Source organism: uncultured Clostridium sp. (assembly GCF_900547735.1).
Lineage (GTDB): Bacteria > Bacillota > Clostridia > Lachnospirales > Lachnospiraceae > Otoolea.
Window position 1 is genome coordinate 41,439 of the sequence record NZ_URHZ01000010.1, and the last position, 17,891, is coordinate 59,329.

At 48.9% G+C, this 17,891-nt stretch carries 14 protein-coding genes; 9 read left to right on the forward strand and 5 right to left on the reverse strand.

The genetic code is table 11. The features are described 5' to 3' along the window. Positions 1-262 precede the first annotated feature (262 nt). The 4 genes from rpsL (at position 263) to tuf (ending at position 4,823) form a co-directional block, all read left to right on the forward strand. Complete coding sequence (gene rpsL / locus QZT18_RS04955) at positions 263-682, forward strand: 30S ribosomal protein S12 (RefSeq protein WP_125143004.1); 420 nt, start codon at positions 263-265, stop codon at positions 680-682. Positions 683-862: 180 nt separating this feature from the next. After that, entirely contained in the window at positions 863-1,333 is a 471-nt protein-coding gene (gene rpsG, locus QZT18_RS04960) for a 30S ribosomal protein S7 (RefSeq protein ID WP_206429510.1), read from the forward strand. 15 nt (positions 1,334-1,348) lie between these two features. Further along, a complete protein-coding gene (gene fusA, locus QZT18_RS04965; RefSeq protein ID WP_294145158.1) occupies positions 1,349-3,469 on the forward strand; it encodes an elongation factor G in 2,121 nt (706 codons plus the stop codon). A 160-nt stretch (positions 3,470-3,629) separates the two neighbouring features. Beyond that, the gene (tuf, locus tag QZT18_RS04970; protein WP_125143007.1) at positions 3,630-4,823 is read left to right on the forward strand and encodes an elongation factor Tu; all 1,194 of its coding nucleotides are present in this window, start codon (positions 3,630-3,632) and stop codon (positions 4,821-4,823) included. 449 nt (positions 4,824-5,272) lie between these two features. Here tuf and QZT18_RS04975 read toward each other — a convergent pair whose 3' ends face one another. Then, entirely contained in the window at positions 5,273-6,424 is a 1,152-nt protein-coding gene (locus tag QZT18_RS04975; RefSeq protein ID WP_294145159.1) for a PucR family transcriptional regulator, read from the reverse strand. A gap of 283 nt (positions 6,425-6,707) precedes the next feature. On the opposite strand from QZT18_RS04975, the gene QZT18_RS04980 reads away from it, so the two are divergent. Beyond that, entirely contained in the window at positions 6,708-7,787 is a 1,080-nt protein-coding gene (locus QZT18_RS04980) for a DUF917 domain-containing protein (protein ID WP_294145160.1), read from the forward strand. 15 nt (positions 7,788-7,802) lie between these two features. Then, positions 7,803-9,170 carry a cytosine permease gene (locus tag QZT18_RS04985; RefSeq protein WP_294145161.1) on the forward strand — a complete coding sequence of 456 codons (1,368 nt, stop codon included), beginning with the start codon at positions 7,803-7,805 and terminating at the stop codon, positions 9,168-9,170. A 313-nt stretch (positions 9,171-9,483) separates the two neighbouring features. On the opposite strand, the gene QZT18_RS04990 is transcribed toward QZT18_RS04985, so the two are convergent. From QZT18_RS04990 to QZT18_RS05005, 4 genes are all read right to left on the reverse strand, one after another. Further along, positions 9,484-10,560, reverse strand: coding sequence for a substrate-binding domain-containing protein (locus QZT18_RS04990; RefSeq protein ID WP_294145163.1), 1,077 nt, complete (start codon positions 10,558-10,560; stop codon positions 9,484-9,486). A gap of 169 nt (positions 10,561-10,729) precedes the next feature. Continuing rightward, positions 10,730-11,620, reverse strand: coding sequence for an SMP-30/gluconolactonase/LRE family protein (locus tag QZT18_RS04995; protein WP_294145164.1), 891 nt, complete (start codon positions 11,618-11,620; stop codon positions 10,730-10,732). A 17-nt stretch (positions 11,621-11,637) separates the two neighbouring features. Further along, complete coding sequence (gene dgoD, locus QZT18_RS05000) at positions 11,638-12,786, reverse strand: galactonate dehydratase (protein WP_294145165.1); 1,149 nt, start codon at positions 12,784-12,786, stop codon at positions 11,638-11,640. Further along, entirely contained in the window at positions 12,783-13,559 is a 777-nt protein-coding gene (locus tag QZT18_RS05005; protein WP_294145168.1) for an SDR family NAD(P)-dependent oxidoreductase, read from the reverse strand. Before QZT18_RS05005 ends, dgoD begins: the two co-directional genes overlap by 4 nt. A 521-nt stretch (positions 13,560-14,080) precedes the next feature. Here QZT18_RS05005 and QZT18_RS05010 point away from each other — a divergent pair. From QZT18_RS05010 to QZT18_RS05020, 3 genes are read left to right on the forward strand one after another with little or no spacing between them, the layout of a single operon-like run. Beyond that, the gene (locus QZT18_RS05010) at positions 14,081-15,595 is read left to right on the forward strand and encodes a sugar ABC transporter ATP-binding protein (protein ID WP_294145170.1); all 1,515 of its coding nucleotides are present in this window, start codon (positions 14,081-14,083) and stop codon (positions 15,593-15,595) included. Positions 15,596-15,611: 16 nt separating this feature from the next. After that, positions 15,612-16,625, forward strand: coding sequence for an ABC transporter permease (locus QZT18_RS05015; protein ID WP_294145172.1), 1,014 nt, complete (start codon positions 15,612-15,614; stop codon positions 16,623-16,625). Positions 16,626-16,669: 44 nt separating this feature from the next. After that, on the forward strand, positions 16,670-17,755 hold the full coding sequence (locus QZT18_RS05020) for a substrate-binding domain-containing protein (RefSeq protein ID WP_294145174.1): 1,086 nt from the start codon (positions 16,670-16,672) through the stop codon (positions 17,753-17,755). The last annotated feature ends 136 nt before the right edge of the window (positions 17,756-17,891 follow it).

The window sequence follows — 17,891 nt, forward strand, 5'->3', positions numbered from 1 at the left end:
TGTGATCTAAAATAAAAAAATGGAAATGAATATTTTTCCTTCAAATTGTCAATAATCCATTCAGATTTCATGTTCTGTGGCCGGATACCGGAAAAAACATGATAAATACGCCGAAAAAGCCGGATTTTTTTACATTTTATGCCTTGACACAAATTGACAAACTGATTATAATAAGTAGGCGTGTAAAAATGCAATGAATTTTTGTGCGTAAAAATATCAGCTTTTAAAGCAACCACAGACAATATCACAGGAGGTGAAAAGGATGCCAACATTCAACCAGTTAGTAAGAAAAGGAAGACAGACATCTGAGAAGAAATCTACAGCACCGGCTCTGCAGAAGGGATACAACTCTTTACAGAAAAGAGCTACCAATATCTCTGCACCGCAGAAGAGAGGTGTGTGTACAGCCGTTAAGACTGCTACACCTAAGAAACCTAACTCAGCTCTGAGAAAGATCGCCAGAGTACGTCTTTCCAACGGAATCGAAGTAACAAGCTACATCCCAGGTGAGGGACACAACTTACAGGAGCATAGCGTTGTTCTGATCCGTGGCGGTCGTGTTAAAGACTTACCAGGTACAAGATACCATATCATCAGAGGTACTCTTGATACAGCAGGCGTTGCTAACAGAAAACAGGCCCGTTCCAAATACGGCGCTAAGAGACCGAAAGACAAAAAGTAATTAAACGTTAATTTAGGTAAAATTCGTTAGAATTTAGTGCCGGACTTTGATATTGACCCTGTAGGTTGCAGGTAATCATAGATTCGAGCGCGAACGCACATTGTATGCGAGTACCTAAGATCTAATGAAACGCTTCGGCCCATTTCCGGAGCTGGAGCAGATATTAAGGAGGGAAGTAACGTGCCACGTAAAGGACATACTCAGAAAAGAGACGTATTAGCAGATCCGCTTTACAATAACAAGGTTGTTACCAAGTTAATCAACAACATCATGTTAGATGGTAAAAAGGGTGTTGCCCAGAAGATCGTATACGGCGCATTTGACCGTGTAGCAGCTGAGACAGGTAAAGAGGCTGTAGAAGTATTCGAAGAGGCTATGAACAACATCATGCCTGTACTGGAAGTTAAGGCAAAACGTATCGGCGGCGCCACATATCAGGTTCCGATCGAGGTTAAGCCGGAGAGAAGACAGGCTCTTGCACTTCGCTGGATCACTCTCTACTCCCGTAAGAGAGGCGAGAAGACTCAGGAAGAAAGACTTGCAAAAGAGATTCTGGATGCTTCCAACAACACAGGCGCATCTGTAAAGAAGAAAGAAGACATGCATAAGATGGCAGAGGCTAATAAGGCATTTGCACATTACAGATTCTAATAGGAGGAAAAAGCTTTGGCTGAAAGAGAATATCCATTAGAGAGAACCAGAAACATTGGTATTATGGCTCATATTGATGCCGGTAAGACCACTACTACGGAGCGTATCCTGTATTACACCGGTGTAAACTATAAAATCGGTGATACACATGAAGGTACGGCTACCATGGACTGGATGGCTCAGGAGCAGGAGAGAGGTATCACCATCACCTCTGCAGCTACCACATGTCATTGGACTCTGCAGGAATACTGCAAAGAAAAGCCAGGCGCTCTGGAACACCGTATCAACATTATCGACACTCCAGGACACGTTGACTTCACAGTTGAGGTTGAGCGTTCCCTGCGTGTACTTGATGGCGCTGTAGGTGTATTCTGTGCAAAGGGCGGTGTAGAGCCACAGTCCGAGAACGTATGGCGTCAGGCCGACACCTACAATGTACCTCGTATGGCATTCATCAATAAGATGGATATCCTGGGTGCAGACTTCTATGGAACTGTAGAGCAGATTAAGAACAGACTTGGTAAGAATGCCATCTGTCTGCAGCTCCCAATCGGTAAGGAAGACGAGTTTAAGGGAATTATCGACCTGTTCGAGATGAAAGCATACATCTACAACGACGACAAGGGCGAGGATATCTCCGTAACCGACGTTCCGGACGATATGAAAGACGACGCAGAACTGTACCGTACAGAGCTGGTTGAGAAAATCTGTGAGCTGGATGACGAATTAATGATGCAGTACCTTGAGGGCGAAGAGCCTACAACAGAGGAACTGAAGATAGCTTTAAGAAGGGCAACATGTGAGTGCCTCGCTATCCCGGTTTGCTGTGGTACAGCTTACAGAAACAAGGGCGTTCAGAAATTACTGGATGCAGTTATCGAATTCATGCCTTCACCGGTAGACGTTCCTTCTATTAAAGGAACCGATCTGGAAGGCAACGAAGTGGAGAGAAAATCTTCCGATGCTGACCCATTCTCCGCACTTGTATTCAAGATTATGACAGACCCGTTTGTTGGTAAACTGGCTTACTTCCGTGTTTACTCAGGTACTATGAACGCAGGTTCTTACGTACTGAACGCAACAAAGGGCAAAAAAGAGCGTGTAGGACGTATCCTTCAGATGCATGCGAACAAACGTCAGGAATTAGATAAAGTTTTCTCCGGCGATATCGCAGCAGCAATCGGATTCAAGTTCTCCACAACAGGTGATACAATCTGTGACGAACAGCACCCTGTAATCCTGGAATCCATGGTATTCCCGGAGCCGGTTATCGATATCGCTATCGAGCCTAAGACAAAAGCAGGACAGGATAAGATGGGCGAGGCTCTTGCAAAACTTGCAGAAGAGGATCCTACTTTCCGTGCTTATACAGATAAAGAGACAGGACAGACGATTATCGCAGGTATGGGCGAGCTCCATCTTGAAATCATCGTTGACCGTCTTCTCCGCGAGTTCCATGTTGAAGCCAACGTAGGCGCTCCTCAGGTAGCATACAAGGAGACATTTACAAAGGCAGTAGACGTAGACAGCAAATACGCAAAACAGTCCGGTGGACGTGGTCAGTACGGACACTGTAAGGTACGTTTTGAGCCGATGGACGCTAACGCTGAAGAAGTATTCAAATTCGAATCTGCCGTTGTCGGCGGTGCTATTCCGAAGGAATACATCCCGGCTGTAGGCGAAGGTATCGAAGAGGCTTCCAAAGCAGGTATCCTTGGCGGATTCCCGGTACTGGGCGTTAAAGCTACCGTATATGACGGTTCTTATCATGAGGTCGATTCCTCCGAGATGGCATTCCATATTGCCGGTTCCATGGCATTTAAAGATGCTATGCACAAAGCAGGAGCTATCTTACTTGAGCCGGTTATGAAGGTAGAAGTAACAATGCCTGAAGAGTATATGGGTGATGTTATCGGTGATATCAACTCCCGTCGTGGCCGTATCGAAGGTATGGAAGATATCGGCGGCGGAAAGCTTGTAAGAGCTTACGTTCCGTTATCCGAGATGTTCGGTTACTCCACAGACTTACGTTCCAAGACACAGGGACGTGGTAACTACTCCATGTTCTTCGAGAAATACGAGCAGGTACCGAAGAGCGTTCAGGAGAAAGTTCTGGCTGCAAAGGCAGACAAATAAAGAGAGAAACAAATCGTTGTAAACTTTCCAGGCAGTGAAGAAACTGCCCGGAAAGTAAATAATAGGCTTGAAAAACATGCTCTGATCGAATATAATTAGAGACAGCCTAACATAAATTATGAAGCCCCGGATGGGTGCAAATTAAGGAGGACGTTATAAAATGGCAAAAGCAAAGTTTGAAAGAAACAAAACGCATTGTAACATTGGTACCATCGGACACGTTGACCATGGTAAAACAACATTAACAGCTGCTATCACAAAAACTCTTCATGAGAGATTAGGTACTGGCGAGGCTGTTGCATTTGAGAACATTGATAAAGCTCCGGAAGAGAGAGAGCGTGGAATCACAATCTCTACATCTCACGTTGAGTACGAGACAGAGAACAGACATTACGCACACGTTGACTGCCCAGGCCATGCTGACTATGTAAAGAACATGATCACTGGTGCTGCACAGATGGACGGCGCTATCCTTGTAGTAGCTGCTACAGATGGTGTTATGGCTCAGACAAGAGAGCATATCCTTCTTTCCCGTCAGGTAGGCGTACCTTACATCGTAGTATTCATGAACAAGTGTGATATGGTTGACGATCCAGAGCTTCTTGAATTAGTAGAGATGGAGATCCGTGAGCTTCTTAACGAGTACGAATTCCCAGGCGATGACACACCTATCGTTCAGGGTTCTGCTTTAAAGGCTCTTGAAGATCCTTCCAGCGAATGGGGCGACAAAGTTCTTGAACTTATGGCTGCAGTTGACAGCTATGTTCCGGACCCAGTTCGTGAAACAGACAAACCTTTCCTTATGCCAGTAGAGGACGTATTCTCTATCACAGGTCGTGGTACAGTTGCTACAGGCCGTGTTGAGCGTGGTACTCTTCATGTATCTGACGAAGTTGAAATCGTTGGTATCCAGGAAGAAGTTCGTAAAGTAGTTGTAACTGGTATCGAGATGTTCCGTAAACTCCTTGATGAGGCTCAGGCTGGTGATAACATCGGTGCTCTTCTTCGTGGTGTTCAGAGAACAGAGATCCAGAGAGGTCAGTGTCTCGTTAAACCAGGTTCTGTAAAATGCCATAAGAAATTTACAGCTCAGGTTTACGTTCTGACAAAAGACGAGGGTGGCCGTCATACACCATTCTTCAACAACTACCGTCCACAGTTCTACTTCAGAACAACAGACGTTACAGGCGTTTGCGATTTACCAGCAGGCGTTGAAATGTGTATGCCTGGCGACAACGTAGAAATGACAGTTGAACTGATCCATCCAGTAGCTATGGAGCAGGGACTTCGTTTCGCTATCCGTGAAGGCGGACGTACAGTTGGTTCAGGTAGAGTAGTTTCTATCATCGAATAACAATCGGTTATAAAACCGAGGTGCGATAAATTTAATTGAGCGGAATCCGGGAAGGAGCTTGCTCATTCCCGGATGGAGTTCAGTTGAATTTATCATAGCGCTGTTAAGCGCGGCTTCTTGTACGCTCTGCGTACAAGAAGAGGCACCGCCCCTATAGATAATTCCGTACCTCAACAGGTACATTATGTCCAAGCGTAAGATAACCCGGAAAACTTTTGTTTTCCGGGTTTTTCTGTTGAACTAATCTTTAACCGTTCAAGCGTTTCCTGCACTACAGTTCCTACACTACAGTTCCTGCACTACAGTTCCTACACTACAGTTCCTACACTACAGTTCCTACCCTGCATTTCCTGCTCTTCATTTTCCGCTCAAATGTTTTCCGCTCCAGGTTCCCCCTTTTAGCATCCCCTTCTCTTAACTGTACCTTAGCTCTCTTATCCCCACCCTACTTATTCTTCCGAGAATTTTTCCACATTCCGCGCCTTAAGCGCCAGTGCAACCTGTTCAATAAATTTGTAATGGGAATGTTCCATTCCCAGCAGGCTTTTTGCCTTGTTAATTCGGAAACGGATTGTATTCTCATGCTGTTTCATCCTGACGGCGGCCGCCTTATAATCGCCGTCGCAGGCAAGGTAAGTCTCAATTGTCTCTATCAAATCCACATTATGGCGTTTTTCATACCCGATAAGGGGTTCCAGTGTCATTGTATAAAATTTCTTTAAGGCCGCATTGTCATGGACTGCCATCAGCAGGTTATAAATATGCAGATCATCGAAATAGGTGACATTCTGTTTCAGCATCATACCGATCTTCAGGGAAGAGCAGGCCTGGCGGATACTTTGCTGGAAGTCGGAGGCATTCTCAAAGGGACCGCTGATTCCGGCGGAGTATCCGGCGCAGTAATAGGCGAAGAGCTTCCTGATTCCGGGCAGAGCAGCTTCAAACTCCGTGTGCTCCTGATAATTGAAGATGAGAAACCCGCCGTTCTGGTATCTGCGGAGACGCAGCTGGTACTGTGTCTTTAAATCGGATTGGAGGCTGTAGAATCTGCGGCTGTTCAGCTCCGGGAGATGAAAACACAGGGCAATATATTCTCTTTTAAAAATCGGGTTGACGTACTTCCCGATTTCCAGGATTTCCGAAAGGGAGAGAGTTTCATAAAGCAGGCGGTTCAGCTTATTTTCAAAGAAAAGCTCGGACTGTTCGGTCATCAGCAGTTCCGAGATATCACGTATCAAATCGCCATAAGGGACATTGCTGCTGATTTTTATAACAGGGTAATGATTCTTTTCCGTCAGCTCCAGGACATTCTCAGGAAACTCCGGCAGATACTCATTTGTCACAATACAGCAGGAGCTGCCGCTCGTTACATAAAAATAGAAGGTGTCATACAATTCTTTTTCATCATCCTTCACCGAATAAAGGCTCCTGATGTATAGATCCCCTTTCAGCGCCAGGCTGTATTCCAGATCATTAAACTGGATGGGACAGTCGGTAAAGTTAACCCTTGTCACCTCGCGATCCAGGCCGCCTGCGCCGGAAATGATCTCAGAGTCTTTCAGCAGGCTTAATTCCAGAATATCACGAACCGTTATGCTCATAGCAATCCCCCGTTCCATTTGTGTCAATCATAGGTATTCTTTTCTCATTATACATGAAAAACAGGGTGTAAACCAGAGCATAGAGTATGCATTGTGAAATTTACAATGAAATTCCGGTTGATCTTGTACTGCACTATAATGAAGTACTAAAGGGGGACTGGTATACTGATATCATCAAAGGAAATTATTGATGAGTGATAAAGAGTAAATGAAGAGAGAAGAGTAAATGAAGAGAGAAGAGTAATTGAAAAGAGAAGAGTAAATGAAAACGGAGGGGTAAGAAATGAGAAAACTGGATTATCAGGAGGTAAATGATATCCTGACAGGATGTACGATTCTGGGTACCGGGGGAGGCGGTTCACTGCAGAGCGGAATGGAAGCGGTGGAGAAAGAACTTAATAGTGGAAAGGAATTCAGACTGCTGGAATTTGACGAGATTGAGGATGAGGCCTGGTTTGCCAATCCCTATTTCTGCGGTTCAATCATGCCGGAGGGGCAGGAGGTGGAGATCACCGGCGAGGAGATTCCGGCCGCGGTGACGGCTCTTGAGGAGCATATGGGAATTACTTTCGACGGCCTTGTTTCCATTGAGTACGGCGGAGGCAATACAGGAGAGGCGATGGCCGCCGCCGCCCACCTGGGAAAATATATGGTGGATGCGGACGCAGCCGGCCGTGCGGTGCCGGAACTTCAGTTTTCCACCTATTATGTCACGGAACAGCCTATCACGCCGTTTTCGGTCACAACACAGTATGGGGATGTTGTGATTGTAAAACAGGTGGAGAGTGACGCCAGAGCGGAAGCGCTGTCGCGGTTTATGGCGGTCGGTTCCGATAACCTGGTGGGAATGGCGGATCATCCAATCCGGGGCAGGGAGCTGAAACACTCGGTAGTGCCCTCGGCCCTTACCTATGCGGAGAAGGTAGGAAAGGCCAGAAGGCAGGCCTGCGAAGAGGGAAGGGACCCTGTTGCGGCTATTCTGGATGCAGCGGAGGGAAGGCTCCTCTTTGAGGGGATTGTGACAGGGGAAACTGCCTGGGAAATCAAAGACGGCTTTACGCTGGGCGATATTTACCTGCAGGGGCAGGGGAATTTTAGAAACTCTCTGGGAAGAGTTTGGTATAAGAATGAAAATATGGTATTCTGGATAGATGAAGAGGTGAAACTGACCTGTCCCGACTTAATCTGTATTGTGGAGAAGAAGACGGGAATGCCTGTGACGAATCCCAACTGCAACGAGGGGATGGAATTGTGTGTTCTGGGATTTAAGTGTCACGAACTTTGGAGAAGAGACAGGGGAATGGATATTCTGAATCCGCGCTTTTTCGGATTTGATATGGACTGCCGGTTCTTAGATGATTGAGAGGGGGATATACGGATGAGTGAAACAATCAGGGAAAATTCATTATCGGAACTATTTAACGATTACGAGAAGACACCGGTTCCTCCAAAAGCCAGGCAGACCTGGTTTGAGCAGGGAATGGTATGGCTGGGTTCCGGTTTCGGCCTGAGCGGCCTGGCAACGGGGGGCCTCCTCGCCAACGGTTTATCATTTAAAAACATGCTGCTTGTCAGCGTGCTCGGTTCCTTAATTATTATGGTTCTCGGGATTTTAAACGCCATGGTGAGCACACATACCCACCTGTCCACCTCATTTACCGCCAGAAGGCCCTTCGGCAGACAGGGGGCAAAGATTATCGGCATCATTCTGTGTTTTTCCAACTTTGGCTGGTATGCGTTCCAGGCGGATTTGTTCGGTAATACGGTTTCCTCTATTGTCAGGGAGGTAAAGGGAACCGCAATCAATCCCGTCATTTTCACAATTATCGGCGGACTGGCCATGTCCCTGACTGCGATTATGGGATTCAAGGCAATTAAAAAGCTGAGTGAAATCGGGCTTCCGCTCTTATTTGTCTTATGTATTGTCGCCGTATGGAAGACGGCCGGTATTATTCCGATGAACAGCATCATCGAGGCGGGTCCCGTAGGAGATCCGATTACAATTCCGATGGGCATTTCCAGCGTAGTGGGCAGCTTTGCGGTAGGAATTGCGATGATAGGCGACTTCAGCCGTTTTTCCACTACAAAGAAGGACTGCGCGATCGGAGTGAGCATCGGCCATTTCTGGGGATACATTCCGGTGCTGATGTGCGGAGCTTTTTTTAACTACGCCTTCCATAACTGGAATATCGTAGAAATCATGATAGAGTCCCTGGGACTTGGATTCTTCGGTGCAATCGTGCTGATTATCGGCCAGTGGACTACGAATGACAACAATCTGTATACAAGCGTTCTGGGACTGATGAATACGCTGGACGGCGTAGTGAAAATTTCCCGTATGAAGCTGACCTTTATTGTGGGCATTATCAGCACAATGATAGCCGGACTGGGCGTATACAAATACTTTGTAACCTTTTTAAGCCTGCTGGGCGTGTTTATTGCTCCGATTACGGGTATCCTGATAGCCGACTTCTATCTGTGCAACAGAAAAAGCTATGACAAGGAAGGCGACGGCGGTGTGGAGGGCTGCAAATACGGCGCGCTGGCCTCCTGGGCAATTGCTTCCTTTGTCGGAATAACAATGACGGCAAAACCGGTGGGGCTTGGCTGGTTCACATCCGTTGGCGATATCATTCCGACTCCGATTGTATGTATTATTGTTGCGGTTCTCTGTTATTGTACGGCGGAAAAGATTTCTGTTAAACAGCGGGGAACACTGCAGGATATATTGCCGGTAAAAGAATAGAACCGTGTGGCGTTGTATGGTATTACCGGGAAGATAACAGGGAAGAACCGGTGTGAGGAACCAAAAGAGTAAGGTTATATGACGGTTCGTAAATATAGTTGGCAGACGGTATAGTAAGACCCTGCTGAAGCGTTATAAACTTCAGCAGGGTCTTACTATACCGTTTTATGGATGTATCTAAAATTTTGAGAATGCCGTTTGTACTGGAGGCATCCGGATGTCGTTGATGCCGGATGTTAATGATACCGAACATCTGCGATGCCGCTTTTTAGTGCGTCCGCAGGCTCAGTTTGCGTTTCGTCTCACCGGGACGCTATAAAAGATCCACCCCGCTCACCTTAATAAAAGGCAGAGTCTCTTTTACGATAATACTGCATTCCGTCGTGCAGATCGGCTGGGTGATCGTGCGTTCTTTATTCAAAACCTCATACAGCATACAGATGGCCTGATACCATTCGGAAGCCGGTTTCTGGTACAGAGAGGCGGCGATCGTTCCGTTCTGTATATAGCGGTACATATTGGAGGTATATTCGTGTCCGAATAAAAGAATTTCTCCACCTTTGCCCGCGTCTTCCACGGCCGCGGCAACCTGTTCGATCAGGCCGTTGGTCACGTAGATGGCATTCAGGCCGGGATAATTCGCAATGCAGTCGGAGGCAGCCTGATAGATATTGCGGTAGACACTTTCCTCCGAATCGTCGGACTCCACCGGAATCACGCGCTGAACCTGGATATCCAGTCCTTCCTGGTTGATCTTACTGAGAAAGCCGGAGATCCTCTGCTGCGTTCCGTTAAAAAGAGCGTTGGGAGAAAGGATGGCGGCATGACAACTGCCGGGCACGTACAGGCTGACCAGTTTGGCGGCAAGCCTTCCCAGTGCGAAATCATCAGGTCCTACGAAAAAGGTGCGCCGGCCGCCGACCGTATCGTTAATCACGGTGGCGTAAGGAATATCCTCGGGGATGTGTTCATCAATCTGGCCGGAAGTACCGTCGTCAACCGCGGTTAAGACAATTCCGTTCACACCCTCTGTCAGCAGCCGGTCGATGGAAGCGATCTGTGCTTTAATATTATACGCCGGAAATGAATCCACAACCAGTTTGACGCCGAAAGCTTCCAGTTTGGAGCAGGCGTACTGGATGCCGACCTGTGCTTCCTGCCAGAAATCACGGTCCACCATTGGGTAGGTAATACCCAGGGTAAGGGGGTTCTTTCGCGAGACCAGGGCGCGGGCGATCTGGCTGGGGCGGTAATTCAATTGTTCAATAGCCTGAAGTACGGCCTCTTTATTTTTGGCAGAAACGCGCCCTCTGTCATGCAGAACCCGGTCTACCGTGCCGATGGAGACGCCGGAAATTCTGGCAACATCTTTTATCGTTGGATGCAGCATATTATATAACTCCTAATTGTCATTTTTGAGTACTTGAAATACATTGATTATACAGGATTTTGGCCTAAAAGTAAAGAAAGCGCCATAATGCCCGCTCCTGTTTGTGCAGACCTATCTGAACTGTTACGGGTAGTTACTGTTCACTCGGGATGTATTACGCGAGGTGTTTTCACGTACTTTTCGTGAAAATCACCGGGTATTCCGATTTTCCGCAGCCGGCGCCGTCCAGCAGATAGGAGGGGCCTCCCGGAAAGGTCCCGGGATGATCTCCGGCTCCGATGGAAGCGGAGGTTACAAACAACTGATCCATGTTTGCTCCGCCAAAGCAGACGCTGGATACCTGGGAGGCATCCAGGGGATAACGGCACAGTATATTGCCGGAGGGGGAAAGCTTCAGCACACAGCCGCCTCCCCAGACGGCGGTCCAGATATTTCCCTGTGCGTCCACGGTCATTCCATCCGGCACAGCCTGAGGACCGGACGCCTGATAAACGACGCCGATTTTTTCCGGCACATTCTCCGGTACATAGCGGTAGGCGGTGATTGTTCCCGGACCCGAATCGGTATGGTAAAAGACGGTTCCATCCGGAGAAAAGCCCATACCATTGGAAATCTGTAAGTGATTCAGAAGAATATACGGTTTCCTGCCCGGTTCGAAGCAGTATAGCGCGCCGTCCTCATTATTATCTCTTTTACTTCCGGCCATGATGCGCCCGTCCGGACCGCAGATGGCATCATTAAAACGTTCTCCCTTTATAAAGGGGATATCGAGGGGGATCTCCCAGAGCTTATGCAGAGCGGCGTCATATTTATCTCCGGTCCAGGAGGACAGAAATATTCCCTGCTCCGTAAACAGCAGGAGATCCCAGGATGATGTAAACAGGAAGGCGCCTGTCTGGTATGGCGTTTCCAATACGGGGTATGCCGGTTTTTGGCCGGAGGCCGGGACGGCATAGATGATCCCGTTCACGATATCGGTCCAGTAAAATTCTTCCGTATCGGCCCTCCACAACGGGTTTTCACCCAAAGTGCAGGACGGTGCGTCTATCGTACGAATCAATGCGTTTTTCCTCCTTTCTACCATTCGGTTACGCTGCCGTCCGGCATGTGATAGATTGGATTCTTCCAGTGATGTTTTTCCCTGGAGGCGGCTAAAACTGCCTCCTCATTGATCTCAAGCCCCAGACCGGATCCCGCTAGCGCATGTACGAAGCCGTCTTCATACCGGAATACGGAAGGATCCTTTACATAGGTTGTAATTTCCGTCCCCTGGTTGTAAGCCATATTAAGGCTCTGTTCCTGGAGACATGCATTGATTGAGGTGAAGTCGATTTGCAGGCAGGAGGCCAGCGCGATCGGCCCCAGCGGACAGTGGGGAGCCAGGGCAATATCACAGGCCTCCGCCATGGCCGCGATCCGGCGGACCTCGGAGATTCCTCCGGCATGGCTCAGATCCGGCTGTATAATATCTACGTATCCGCCCTGGAGCATACGTTTAAAATCCCATCGCGTATAGCAGCGTTCCCCTGTGGCTAAGGGAATATGACTGTAGCTGTGCAGTTCTGCAAAAGCTTCTTCATTATCTATCAGGACAGGTTCTTCAACGAACAGAAGTTTAAAAGGTTCCAGCTCATGAAGCAGCGTTTTTGCGGTGGATTTATGGGCGCGGCCGTGGAAATCAATGGCAATGCCGATGCCGTATCCCACCGCATCGCGGATTGCCTGGACCTTTGCCAGCAGCGCGTCGATCTGGGCGGAATCATTGATCCAGCCTATTTGGTCCACACCGGTCATCTTGATATTCCGGAAACCGTGAGCTGCACGGTCTTTGGCACAGGCGGCAGCCTCTTCCGGGGAACCGGAGTCAATCCAACTGTAAACTTCCATTTTATCCCGTACCTTTCCCCCTAACAAATCATAGACGGGGGCGCCGAAATATTTTCCGCGGATATCCCACAGAGCCTGGTCGATTCCGGATAAGGCGCTGGACAGGACGGGGCCGCCGCGGTAGAAGCCGCCCCGGTATATGGTCTGCCAGATATCCTCGACCTGCCTGGGATCGGAACCTTTCAGCAGAGGAATGAGTTCCTGGACGGCCGTCTCCGTCGTATCGGCCCGCCCCTCCACAACGGGTTCACCCCAGCCGACAAAGCCGTCATCCGTTTCAATACGCAGGAAAAGCCAGCGGGGAAGGACGTGATAAGTATCTATTTTCGTGATTTTCATATTAATTCCTCCATCGGTTCATAATCGTTTTCGGGCAGGATCGGAAGCAGGGAACCTCCGTCGATGGTGACGCAGTTTCCTGTCATATAGGCACAGGCGTCTGAGGCCAGAAACGCGATAATTCCGGCAATTTCTTCCGGCTGGGCAAACCGTTTTAACGGGATTTTAGGAGCGGCCCGGTGGATGGGATCGGACTTATCCCAGCCGACGTCGGTGTAGCCGGGAGCGGCGGTGATAACACGGATTCCGTAAGGAGCCAGTTCCATGGCGGCATTCCGGCCGAATTTGGTCAGGGCAGCTTTCGTAGGGGCGTAGATGTTGGCGTTGGGCCAGCAGCCGTCGGCATGGTTGGAAGAAATGTTGATAATCACCCCGGATTTATTCCGGCTGATCATGTTTTGTGCCGCGCGCTGTGTACAGAAGAAAGCGCCTTTCCAGTCCGTCCGGGTAATCTCCTCCCATTGCTCTTCGGTGACCTCTAAAAATGGGTAAAATTTGCTGATACCCGCGTTGTTGACCAGCAGGTCAATAGAGGGGAACTCCTCAAAAAATAAATCAAACATCTGGTTTAGCTGCTTAAAGTCTGAGACATCGGCGCAGATAGGGACGGCTTTCCCGCCGTATTCGCCGACGATCCGGCAGACCTCCATAGCCCTTTCCCTGCTGTGGAAATAGTTCACTCCAACATCATAGCCGTTTTTGGCGAGTTCAATGGCGATGGCCCGGCCGATGCCACGCCCTGCTCCTGTAACGAGAGCTGTTTTTCTGTACATAACAAACCTCCATTCTGATTGTGAATGACAAAGTGTTAACGATAACACTCTAAACGTTTAAAAAATGTGATGATTATAAAAACAGCGGATATAAGCCCGATTCATCACAATATGTTAATCGTATTATACGAATAATATAGATTTATGTCAAGAAAAAGCAATCGTTCAACCCTATTAATTAACTGATTGTATAAAAGTATTGAGAAAGAAATTAGATAAAAAAGGCAAAACACACAAAAAACAATTGACAACTATAATTTGAAAAGATATAATCACAACATAAAGTGTTAACGAACACACATCTAAAAAAGGAAAAGTTAACTAAAAATGTCGGGAAGAAAATGATTTTTAAGTGCAGATGGCACAACAGATAGAGCGGCGGAGGCCGAATCGGGGGTTGAGGCCGAATTGGAAGCGGAGGCGAGGTAAAACAGAGGAATAAAACCAGAGCATACAGCAGACAAAAATACAAAGGAAAAGACAAAAACATAAAGGAAAAGTCAAAGGAGGTGGCGGAAACAGTGGAAACCTATGTGGAATTCAAACATATCAGCAAATACTTCCCAGGAGTGAAGGCGCTGGATGACATCTGTTTTAAGGCTGAAAGCGGCGAAGTATATGCCTTTTTAGGTGAAAATGGAGCGGGAAAGTCAACTCTGCTGAAAATCCTGAACGGCGATTATCAGCCGGATGAAGGAGAATACATTATTGACGGACAGGCCAGGCATTTCAGCTCCCCTCAGGAGGCAATCGCGGCGGGAGTGAGCGTTATCTATCAGGAACGTCAGATTTTAATGGAGATGACCGTCGCGGAAAATGTATTTTTAGGCTCCTGGATCAAGAAGAACGGGATGGTGGATTTTGAGACGATGAACCGGCGGACGAAGGAGATAGCCGGACGGTTTGGCCTCCATTCAATTGAACCGGATGCCAAGGTAGGCACGCTCAGTATCGCCCATCAGCAGATGGTGGAGATTATGAAAGCGGTTAACCGGGATTCCCGGATTATTGCATTTGACGAGCCTACCGCCAGCCTGAGTGATAATGAAATCGAAATCCTGTTCCGTATTATCAGGGAGCTGCAGGCGGAAAAGAAAATTATATTCTACGTGTCCCACCGGATGAATGAGATTGAACAGATTGCCCAGAAGGTAGTGGTTTTTAAGGACGGGAAAACAGTGGATCTGGTGGAACGCGATAAGGTGAGCAATGACGAGCTGATACGGATGATGGTGGGGCGTCCCCTGGGGAGTATTTTTGATTCGCTGCCGCGCAATACGGATTTCGGCGAAACCGTGCTTGAGGTGAAGAATCTGACAACCGCCTTTGTGAAGGATATCTCCTTCCGGATAAGGCGCGGCGAGATACTGGGCTTTTCCGGTCTGGTCGGTTCCGGAAGGACCGAGATTATGCGCGCCATATTTGGAGTTGATAAGGTACTGTCCGGTGAGATTCTGATGGACGGTAAAGCCATCTCTCCCCGGTCGCCGAAAGAGGCGGTCAATTTGGGAATTGCGCTGGTTCCCGAGGACCGCAAGGAACAGGGGATTCTGCCGAATATATCGGTCAGGGGCAATATCACGGTGTCCGTGCTCAGAAGCTATTGTAACAGGCTCGGTGTGCTGAATGAGGCCGGGGAGCAGGAGACGGCGGACGGAGATATAAAGAAATTTAATATTAAGACGCCGGACAGTGAAAAACTGATTGCCCAGTTGTCGGGAGGAAACCAGCAGAAGGTAATTCTGGCCAGGTGGCTGGAGACGAAGCCGAAGGTGCTGATCCTGGATGAGCCGACGAAGGGAATCGACGTAGGCGCGAAGTCGGAGTTTTATAAGATTATCTGCGAATGTGCCAGGGACGGTATCGCGGTGATTGTGATTTCTTCCGAGCTGCCGGAGATCATCGGCCTCAGCGACCGGGTGATTGTGGTAAGGGAAGGCCGTATCAGCGGTGAGATTTTAAGAACGGATGCTACCGAGGAACATATACTCGCTTATGCAATGACGGATAAGACAGGAGAACGGGCTGTGGTGTAACCGGAGGGCCTGATATATGGGGGTAAACATGGATCATTTTATAACAAAACTTAAAAAAAGCGACTTTGCGGAAAAGATCAGCCTGATAATTGCGCTTGCACTCCTCGTGGTTGTATTTTCCGTATTTAATAAGAACTACCTTACGGTGCAGAACTTTATCAATATTCTGGTGGCCTGTTCCCTGACCGGGTTTGTGGCGATTGCAGAGACGAATCTGATCATTGCCAACCAGATTGACTTATCGGCCGGGTCGGTGGCGGCTTTTTCCGGCGTGCTTGGCGCCGTTTTGGTGAAGGCCGGGTTTCATCCGGTTCTGGCCATACTGGCCGCGGTGCTGGCCGGATGCGTCATTGGAGCGTTTAATGCGGTAGCTGTGAATTTCCTGAACCTGCAGCCGTTTATTGCGACGCTGGCCACGATGTCCATCGTGAGGGGATTTGCCTATATTATCTGCGGCGGCAAGGCGGTGGCCGTCAGCAGCCAGATGTTTATTAAGTTCGGCACGTTCCGGTTGTTTGGAATTATCCCACTGCCGGTCATTATATTAATTGTAGCGTTTCTCGTGTTCGGATTTGTGCTGAAAAAGACCTTTTTCGGCCGGAGCATTTACGTACTGGGAGGTAACCCGTACGCAGCCCGCCTGGCCGGGTTAAGTCCCATGCTGATTCGATTTAAACTCTATATTATGTCGGGAGGACTGGCAGCCCTGGCGGGAGTGCTTTTGGCGGCCAGGATGAATTCGGGGCAGCCGTCGGCCTGTAATGGTCTGGAATTTGACGCGGCTACGGCGGCGGTACTGGGCGGCACGGCGTTTACCGGCGGCGTGGGGACCATGCTGGGAACATTTATCGGCATGCTGATCTTACAGTGTTTTAATACGGGCCTTGTCATGCTGAATGTGCAGGTTTTCTGGCAGAACGTAGCCCAGGGCTCCCTGCTTGTGGTGGCGCTGGCATTCGACTTCTACCGTAAGAGAATGAGAAGTAAAAAACTGTTGGAGGAGAGCATGAAGGTTACTGCTCAGCCCTGATGCTGAGATAAACATAACATATTATGAAAAAAGGAGAGAGTAAAATGAAGAAAATGCAGATTGCAAAGATGGCGGCAGCGGCAGCAGCGTTCAGCCTGCTGACGGCATGCGGAACAAGCCAGACGGCCGGCACGGCGGCACCGGAGACAAAGGCGGAGGCGGCGGAAAGTACCGCAGCAGAGGATACGAAGGCAGCGGAGGAAACACAGGACGGTGCAAAAGAGAATTATGTCATTGCCGGTATTTATAAGATGGGAGACGCTACCTGGTTCATCCAGGAGGGGAAGGCCTCCCAGGAAGTAGTGGAAGCGGCAGGCGGAACATGGAAGTATATGGATGCCAAACAGAACGGCGCCACCTACATGCAGATGATTGACAACTGTATCGCAGACAAGGTGGACGGCGTGCTGGTCTGCCTTCCGGATCAGAATCTGAGCCAGACGACGGTGGATAAATTAAAGGAAGCCAATATCCCGGTGATTGCGGTGGATGATGCGCTTCAGACGGAGGACGGCACCCTGCTTGCGCCGTGGGTTGGAATCGACGGATATAATATCGGCGCGGCGGTAGGCGAATGGGCCGCCAAGTACATAACGGAGAACGGACTTGCTAAGGATGATACGTTTGGCGTGATGCTGCTTACGGCGGACACCGTTTCAAGCTGCGTGCCGCGTACGGAAGGTCAGCTTGCCAAGTTAAAAGAGGCGATTCCGGACTTCCCGGACAACCGTATTTTTAAGGCGGATCACGATACCAGCACGGAGCAGGGCAACACGGCAGCATCCACAGTTATTACGGGTAATCCCCAGATTAAAAAATGGCTGGTGTTAGGCGTTTCCGACGAGGGCGCTCAGGGCGCGGCCCGGGCACTGGAAGCGGCCGGACTTGAAAAAGATTCCGTATGCGTAGGACTCGGCGGATATCTGGCTCCGGACGAATTTGCAAAAGAGAGTTCCCCATTTAAGGCGGCGGCATATTTTTCCGCAAAGGGCGTTGGCGGAACAGCGGCGCAGGCCATGCTGGATTACCTTCAGAACGGAACTCCGATTCCGGAGAAATACGCAGTGGACGCTGTGATTGTGGAACCAGGCGACGATCTGGCAGCCATTATGCCGGAGTATGTGGAATAGAGCCTGCTTCTATCCGGCCGGACAGCACCGTTTGAGCGAATAAAAACGGGTCGATATACCAGTAAAGACAGGTCAATAGAAAGTACGCTGCGGCGTACTTTCTATGTTACAGTTCAGCCAAAATGCCGTTTCGCGC

What these genes read in the sequence shown, in the direction of transcription:
- QZT18_RS04980 (WP_294145160.1), top strand. Translation starts at nt 6,708, where the DNA reads ATGAGAAAACTGGATTATCAGGAGGTAAATGATATCCTGACAGGATGT.
- dgoD (WP_294145165.1), bottom strand. Translation starts at nt 12,786, where the DNA reads ATGAAAATCACGAAAATAGATACTTATCACGTCCTTCCCCGCTGGCTT.
- tuf (WP_125143007.1), top strand. Translation starts at nt 3,630, where the DNA reads ATGGCAAAAGCAAAGTTTGAAAGAAACAAAACGCATTGTAACATTGGT.
- QZT18_RS05005 (WP_294145168.1), bottom strand. Translation starts at nt 13,559, where the DNA reads ATGTACAGAAAAACAGCTCTCGTTACAGGAGCAGGGCGTGGCATCGGC.
- QZT18_RS04985 (WP_294145161.1), top strand. Translation starts at nt 7,803, where the DNA reads ATGAGTGAAACAATCAGGGAAAATTCATTATCGGAACTATTTAACGAT.
- rpsL (WP_125143004.1), top strand. Translation starts at nt 263, where the DNA reads ATGCCAACATTCAACCAGTTAGTAAGAAAAGGAAGACAGACATCTGAG.
- QZT18_RS05015 (WP_294145172.1), top strand. Translation starts at nt 15,612, where the DNA reads ATGGGGGTAAACATGGATCATTTTATAACAAAACTTAAAAAAAGCGAC.
- QZT18_RS04990 (WP_294145163.1), bottom strand. Translation starts at nt 10,560, where the DNA reads ATGCTGCATCCAACGATAAAAGATGTTGCCAGAATTTCCGGCGTCTCC.
- QZT18_RS04975 (WP_294145159.1), bottom strand. Translation starts at nt 6,424, where the DNA reads ATGAGCATAACGGTTCGTGATATTCTGGAATTAAGCCTGCTGAAAGAC.
- QZT18_RS05020 (WP_294145174.1), top strand. Translation starts at nt 16,670, where the DNA reads ATGAAGAAAATGCAGATTGCAAAGATGGCGGCAGCGGCAGCAGCGTTC.